Here is a 6,235-nt window from a genome sequence, read left to right as displayed (position 1 = left end):
ATGCTTCGGGTCTGTTCGAACTCGATACCCATCTAGGAGACGATACCCTAGGCTTTTTACTCATCATCGACGATACCCCTGCCGGAATTGCCGCGATCCGTTGCAAAGAGTCTCAATCCTACGAGGTGTGTGAGTTTTACGTTGTTCCCCATTTTCGGAAAAACGGTATCGGAATGGAGTTTGCCCACACGATTTGGAAAAACTATCTCGGAGATTGGGAGATTAAACAGATTCGGGGAGCTGAATACGCCACGGCGTTCTGGCGCAAAACGATTGAACGGTTAAACGAAACTGCTTATACCGAAGAGTCCTACGACGATCCGCATTGGGGAGTCGTCACCCGCCAGCAATTTGTTGCTACAACAAGCGTTACTTAGCCGGAATCGACAAGGCGCTTAGCGCTTCATTCACTGCAAAAATTTTGCCTCGTATGTTGCTGTATCCGAATGATTCCAAACGCTCGGTATGCTTTTGCAAATAACGCGCCGCATCTTCGGCATTATCAAACAAATAAATCCCCCCTGCTTCTTTGGTTGCTTCATTTTCCGTCCATAGTTTGGAAATAAGCCCTTTTTCATTCGCAATGTCTTTTGCCAAATCACTCATTGCTACGCTCAATTCATCACCGAACGGTCCATTATGCGGAAAATCTACTTGAAGAAGGTATCTCATGTTAGGCTCCTTTGATTATTTATGAAATAATAACCAACTAGAAGAAAAAGGAAAAAGAGGACAGGCTACTTTTTCTCTTCTCTCATTATTTCTTCCCCGCCCAAGTCGACAATAATCCTTCGCGCTTTGAGAAAAAAACGGTAATAAATCAAATAGACAAATAACCCGATATAGGTCAAAGCTCCCAAACAGATAAATAGCATCCCGATATTGAAATGTTTTTTTTCAATCACTAGTCTGGAGTCAGCACGCTCGATACGGATGTAACCGTTTTGATAAAACATCTCATCGATACGATCCATTTTTTCATTCTCGGAGAGATCGGCATGGTTCATCTGCACACAATAATCTTTAAACATTGCAAGACTCTGCGCGTAATTACGGCGATCCCAAAAATAGACGACAATCCCGAGCGGCAATATAAACAACATGATTATCGTGCTCATCGTCCCCTCCTATATCGTATCGGAAGATTATAGCGTGGAAGTATGACCTTAATTATAAAGCTTCAACGTCTCCCCGACACTCACACGCGATTCTCTTTGCTCCAGGTTGATACTCTCCCGCCACGGCATCGGACTCACTTCGGGGGACATCAACCCTTTGGACTTATGGACACGGATCACATACTCGCTACTGTTTACAAAATAGTCGTTATATTCAGACGTATAGGGCATATCCCACACGATGCACCCCTCGGTTGGACAGACATCGGCACATTTTGGGACGGCGGCATCGACGCATTCGATACACTTTTCAGGTTTGACATAGGTGTATTCGCCACCCTCTAGCGGCGATTCAGAGCCACTGACGATCGCCGTCGCGGGACACTCCTCGATACAAGCGTCGCAATTTATACAAGAATCGGTGATTAGAACAGCCATCCATCGCTCCTCGGATTTTTTATTAAATATGCAATATACGTTCAAAGGCAAAGCTATAAATAATCAATGTTTAAAAATACTAAATAATATTTCACTTTTTAAAAATATCTGCTACAATTAATACCCCTAAAAATCCGGTGTAAGGAGCAACAACGATGGAACCTATATTTAACCGACATGGACGAACCATAGGATGGCTTTATAACGGTGTCATTTATGACCGTAAAAATTGCTACAGAGCATTCATTCGTGATAATAATATCTTCACCTTTGACGCCCAACATCTTGGAATAATTTATAAAGGGATCGTTCGTGACAAAAGAGGACTATGCATAGCATTCACGGATTCAGCTTCCAGCGATCCTATGCTTCCGATCCCCGGAATCACACCTGCTCCGCCGATACTCGCAATCCCTCCGACTATTCCTATTCCGAATATACCGTCTCAAGTTTCCCCCGCATCGTCTCATTGGAACCCGTTGAAATGGGAAGCTTTTTTAGACGGATAAAAAATCATTGAACCATTGGGGGGCAGCCACCCCCTTTCACAATCCAATAACGTCTCCAATCCTCATCTTTTATTACTTCTTACCTAAAACGATGTAGAATAGAATATATGCTTTAGAAAGAAGGGTTACAGATGCGTGTTTTACTCACGGGAGCAAACGGATATATCGGCCGACGCCTCAAACATGCCCTCATCCAAAAAGGGGGCGTTACCCTTCGTTTGATGGTACGCAATCCCAATAGCCTCTCATCCGTGGCCAAAGAACAGTGTGAGATTATTAAAGCCGATGTCATGTCCCCTGAAACACTCGATGAAGCACTTAAAGAGGTGGATGTTGCCTATTATCTCATCCACGGACTTACCCATTCCAACTTCAGAGATCTGGATCGTCAAAGTGCCCAAAATTTCCTCGATGCGTGTGTCCGTCAAAAGGTCAAAAAGATCATTTATTTGGGCGGTCTAGGCGATAAACAAACGGGAAGCGAGCATCTGCTGAGCCGAATTGAGACGGGAGAGATACTGAGTTCCGCACCCGAAAAGCTCCAATGCATCTGGTTTCGTGCCGGAGTAATTATCGGCTCAGGTAGTGCGAGTTTTGAAATCATCCGCAATCTCGTCCAAAAATTGCCGGTGATGATCACCCCAAAATGGGTATCGACCCTCATCACCCCTATCGGGGTGGAGGATGTGATCCGATATCTGGTCGCGGCACTCGAGTTGGAATCGGGTGAAAATCGGATGATCGATTTGGGGGAGGAGGCGATGAGCTATGGCGATTTAATGCTTCGCGTAGCGGCAGGTATGGGGCTGAAACGGTACCTGCTTCCGGTTAATCTCCTCACACCGAAACTCTCCTCCTACTGGCTGACACTCTTTACCCCCGTACCCTACGGAGTCGCAAGCTCTTTGATAGAAGGGCTCAAAAGTGAAGTGGTGACGACCAATACACTGCGCCATGAACTCTTTACGATCACGCCTCATACACTTGAAGAGGCAGTACACCATGCGGTTGAAGAGATCGAATCCAATCAAGTCATCAGCCGATGGAGCGACAGCGGTGCGGGCTCTGCACAGTCTGACTCTTCGGACAACATCGCCAATGCTATTTTTATCGATCGCAGAGTCGTCGATTTCGGTGATATTCCCCCTCAAAACGTCTACCGCAGTTTTTGTATGATCGGAGGAGAATCGGGCTGGTTCGGGTACGACTGGCTCTGGAAAATACGGGGAGTGATCGATAAGCTATTCGGAGGGGCGGGGATCAATCGGGGACGACGGGATTCACACCATCTTCGTGTCGGAGACAGTGTCGATTTTTGGAAAGTGGTCGATCTGGTGGAAAATGAACGGCTTCTTCTGTTTGCTCAAATGAAATTACCCGGTAAAGCGTGGCTGGAGTTTAAAATACAAGGGGATCAATTAATTCAAAGCGCGTATTTTTATCCTGATGGGGTCTCAGGGCGATTATACTGGTATGCACTGGTCCCTATTCATCATCTCATATTCGGTAATATGGCGTCGTCGATTCTTAAGCGTGCCGAGAATAGTGACGGTAATCTTCCTTGAATCTCTGTATCGAGATTTAGGAAATTTTACAGTTTTCCCTATTCCTTTCTTAATAAAAAATTAAAAGAAACCGTTTCCGTAAAATCTTATTGATATCTTTTCTTTGCCTCTGTACCATTAGAGATTTCAGGATTAAACTCGAAGGAGCGGTTATGGCACACGAAGGTTTTCACGAAGATCCTAATACACTCTCAGAATTTACAAAAGATTATCATCGCATTATCCAAAGTACCATGGAAGAACTCGAAGCAATAGACTGGTACAACCAGCGCGCAGAAGCCGCAAGCGACCCTGCAGCAAAAGCGATCTTGGAACACAATAGAGACGAAGAGATCGAACACGCGTGTATGGGGCTCGAATGGCTTAGACGTAATTCTAGCGTGTGGGATGAAATGATGCGGAAATTTCTGTTTACCACTACGGATATAGTTGTGCAAGAGTCCAGTGGCACGGATCAAACTCTTCAGAGCAGTCCCGAAATCGTTGCGGCACCAACGGGGACACTGAACATCGGCAACAATAGCTAAGGAGCTGACAATGAAATTTTTAAATAGAGAAACGTCACCGATTGCGGCGGCTGTCTGGACTCAGATTGACAGTGTGTTCACCCCTTTACTCAGCCAGCGGCTGAAACTGCGCAGTCTTGTCGGATTTACCCCTGTCCCTTTTGAAACCGATGCTGTTGCAACAGGCAACCTGAAAACAATCACCTCCGCAGAAGCGCTGACACTGTCGGTGAGAAAACCCATTCCAATGGTGGAAATACGGTACGATTTTGATCTGCCGAAATCGATTGTCGAAGCGTTCAAGCGGGACAAACCCGATTTTGACGACTCGATCTTCAAAAAAGTTTCCAACCGTTTCAGCGCCGTTGAAAATTCGCTGATTCTTGATGGAGTGAAAGAGGCGGAGATTGAGGGAATTTTGAATAACATCCCGCGTAAACCGATCCATGCCAAACATACCAAAGGGCTGATTGATGCGGTCGCCTCGATGATTGCCTCTTTTGGAGCCGAATTTGTCGAAGGTCCCTACAAGCTCGTCCTCTCTACCGCGACACTGATCAAAATGGTCGGAGAAAGCGAAGGGGGAGTCAGTGTCAAAAGCCGACTGGAGTCCCTGATCGGAGCCAACTTTTTTGTGGTTTGCGAGAGTATCGGGGACGACAAAATTCTGGCACTTTCACAAAGAGGCGGAGATTTTTTCCTCTATAACGGTCTCGATGTCAGCATCGGATTTGCCGAAGAAAAAGAGGAGAGCTATACCCTTTTTATAAGTGAAAGCTGCACGTTTCGTATCATCAACCCCGAAGCGGCACTCCTTATCACCCTCTAGGCACAGCTATGAAGATAGTCAAAATTTGATCTTGATGAGACGGCGTTTAGTGAAAAACTATCAAAGAGGCATTCAACAACCTCTACGGATAACTATCAGGAGAGCATCATGTGGACAAAAGCATGGTATACGATAGGATGGTTGATTGCAAGTATTGACCTCCTTCTGATTATAATTTTCCCCGCATACGCAAATGACCTCTCCGACAAACTCGATACCATCAAACTGCCGAAAGGATTTCAAATCGATCTGTATGCCCGTGACGTCGAGGGGGCACGTTCTCTCGCCCTCGGTGATGCGGGAACCCTTTTCATCGGCACACGCTCAGAGGGAAAAGTGTACGCTCTTCAGGACATCGACGGCGACTTTCGCGCCGATCGGCGTTTCGTCATCGCCAGCGGACTTAACAGCCCAAACGGTGTTGCTTTCAGAAACGGTGCACTGTACGTTGCCGAAATCAACCGTATTATTCGTTTTGACGGCATCGAAAAACGTCTCGCCAATCCCCCCTCTCCTGTGGTCATAAACGACTCCTTTCCTACTAACCCTCACCATGGCTGGAAATTCATCCGTTTCGGCCCCGACGGATACCTCTACGTACCTGTAGGCGCACCCTGCAATGTCTGCGATTCAAACGACCCGCGTTATGGCTCCATCATGCGAATGCGACCCGATGGAACAGGACTCGAAATTTTCGCACGCGGTATCCGAAACAGCGTAGGCTTTGACTGGCATCCAGAAAACGGTACCCTCTACTTCACCGACAACGGCCGAGACTGGATGGGAAATAATGCACCGAGCGATGAGCTCAACAGAGCTCCGAAGAAAGGGATGCACTTCGGATTTCCTTACTGTCATGCTAAAAATCTCTCCGATTCCAAATTCAACAAGGGGAAAAAGTGTGCCGATTTCACCCCCCCCTTCAGGGAACTCGGTCCCCACGTTGCCGCGCTGGGGATCCGTTTTTACACAGGAAGACAATTTCCGCAAAAATACCGAAATCAAATATTCATCGCCGAACACGGTTCATGGAACCGTATTCCCCCCTTGGGTTACTGTATCACACTTGTCCGTTTCGGCGAAGGGCTTCCCCCATCCTATAGTATATTTGCACAGGGGTGGCTAGAGGGGATCACGTCGTGGGGAAGGCCTGTCGATCTCCTTATCCTGCCCGATGGTTCCCTCCTCGTATCGGATGACAAGGCTAATGCCATCTACCGCATCCGGTATACCAACGATAAGTTATAATGTGACGAAACAACCCAAAGCC

Annotated in this window: 9 protein-coding genes; 6 read left to right on the top strand and 3 right to left on the bottom strand. The window is 46.8% G+C overall.

All coding sequences use genetic code 11. From position 1 onward, the window contains the following. A partial coding sequence (locus tag A2517_RS10590; protein ID WP_294896835.1) for a hypothetical protein occupies positions 1 to 377 on the top strand: 377 nt, incomplete at its 5' end. Here A2517_RS10590 and A2517_RS10585 read toward each other — a convergent pair. The 3 genes from A2517_RS10585 to A2517_RS10575 all read right to left on the bottom strand — a co-directional run bounded on the left by A2517_RS10585 (position 370) and on the right by A2517_RS10575 (position 1,556). Beyond that, positions 370 to 672: a monooxygenase gene (locus A2517_RS10585; RefSeq protein ID WP_294896834.1), complete on the bottom strand. Its 303-nt coding sequence runs from the start codon at positions 670 to 672 to the stop codon at positions 370 to 372. The genes A2517_RS10590 and A2517_RS10585 overlap by 8 nt on opposite strands. Before the next feature lie 65 nt (positions 673 to 737). Continuing rightward, positions 738 to 1,118 carry a hypothetical protein gene (locus A2517_RS10580; protein WP_294896832.1) on the bottom strand — a complete coding sequence of 127 codons (381 nt, stop codon included), beginning with the start codon at positions 1,116 to 1,118 and terminating at the stop codon, positions 738 to 740. Between the two features lie 48 nt (positions 1,119 to 1,166). Next, positions 1,167 to 1,556, bottom strand: a complete 390-nt coding sequence (locus tag A2517_RS10575; protein WP_294896830.1) for a 4Fe-4S dicluster domain-containing protein — start codon at positions 1,554 to 1,556, stop codon at positions 1,167 to 1,169. Between the two features lie 155 nt (positions 1,557 to 1,711). Between A2517_RS10575 and A2517_RS10570 the strand changes: the two genes are divergently transcribed. The 5 genes from A2517_RS10570 to A2517_RS10550 all read left to right on the top strand — a co-directional run bounded on the left by A2517_RS10570 (position 1,712) and on the right by A2517_RS10550 (position 6,213). Beyond that, on the top strand, positions 1,712 to 2,065 hold the full coding sequence (locus A2517_RS10570; protein ID WP_294896828.1) for a 4-fold beta flower protein: 354 nt from the start codon (positions 1,712 to 1,714) through the stop codon (positions 2,063 to 2,065). A gap of 131 nt (positions 2,066 to 2,196) precedes the next feature. Next, complete coding sequence (locus A2517_RS10565) at positions 2,197 to 3,630, top strand: SDR family oxidoreductase (protein ID WP_294896826.1); 1,434 nt, start codon at positions 2,197 to 2,199, stop codon at positions 3,628 to 3,630. 152 nt (positions 3,631 to 3,782) lie between these two features. Then, on the top strand, positions 3,783 to 4,157 hold the full coding sequence (locus A2517_RS10560) for a ferritin-like domain-containing protein (RefSeq protein ID WP_294896824.1): 375 nt from the start codon (positions 3,783 to 3,785) through the stop codon (positions 4,155 to 4,157). Positions 4,158 to 4,167: 10 nt separating this feature from the next. Further along, complete coding sequence (locus tag A2517_RS10555) at positions 4,168 to 4,965, top strand: family 1 encapsulin nanocompartment shell protein (RefSeq protein WP_294896822.1); 798 nt, start codon at positions 4,168 to 4,170, stop codon at positions 4,963 to 4,965. A 108-nt stretch (positions 4,966 to 5,073) separates the two neighbouring features. Next, complete coding sequence (locus tag A2517_RS10550; RefSeq protein WP_294896820.1) at positions 5,074 to 6,213, top strand: sorbosone dehydrogenase family protein; 1,140 nt, start codon at positions 5,074 to 5,076, stop codon at positions 6,211 to 6,213. The last annotated feature ends 22 nt before the right edge of the window (positions 6,214 to 6,235 follow it).

Origin of the sequence: Sulfuricurvum sp. RIFOXYD12_FULL_44_77 (genome assembly GCF_001830725.1) — a bacterium.
In the GTDB taxonomy this organism is placed as follows: Bacteria; Campylobacterota; Campylobacteria; order Campylobacterales; family Sulfurimonadaceae; genus Sulfuricurvum; species Sulfuricurvum kujiense_A.
The sequence above is the reverse complement of the archived record's forward strand: the minus strand, read 5'-3'. Positions and strand labels throughout refer to the sequence as shown.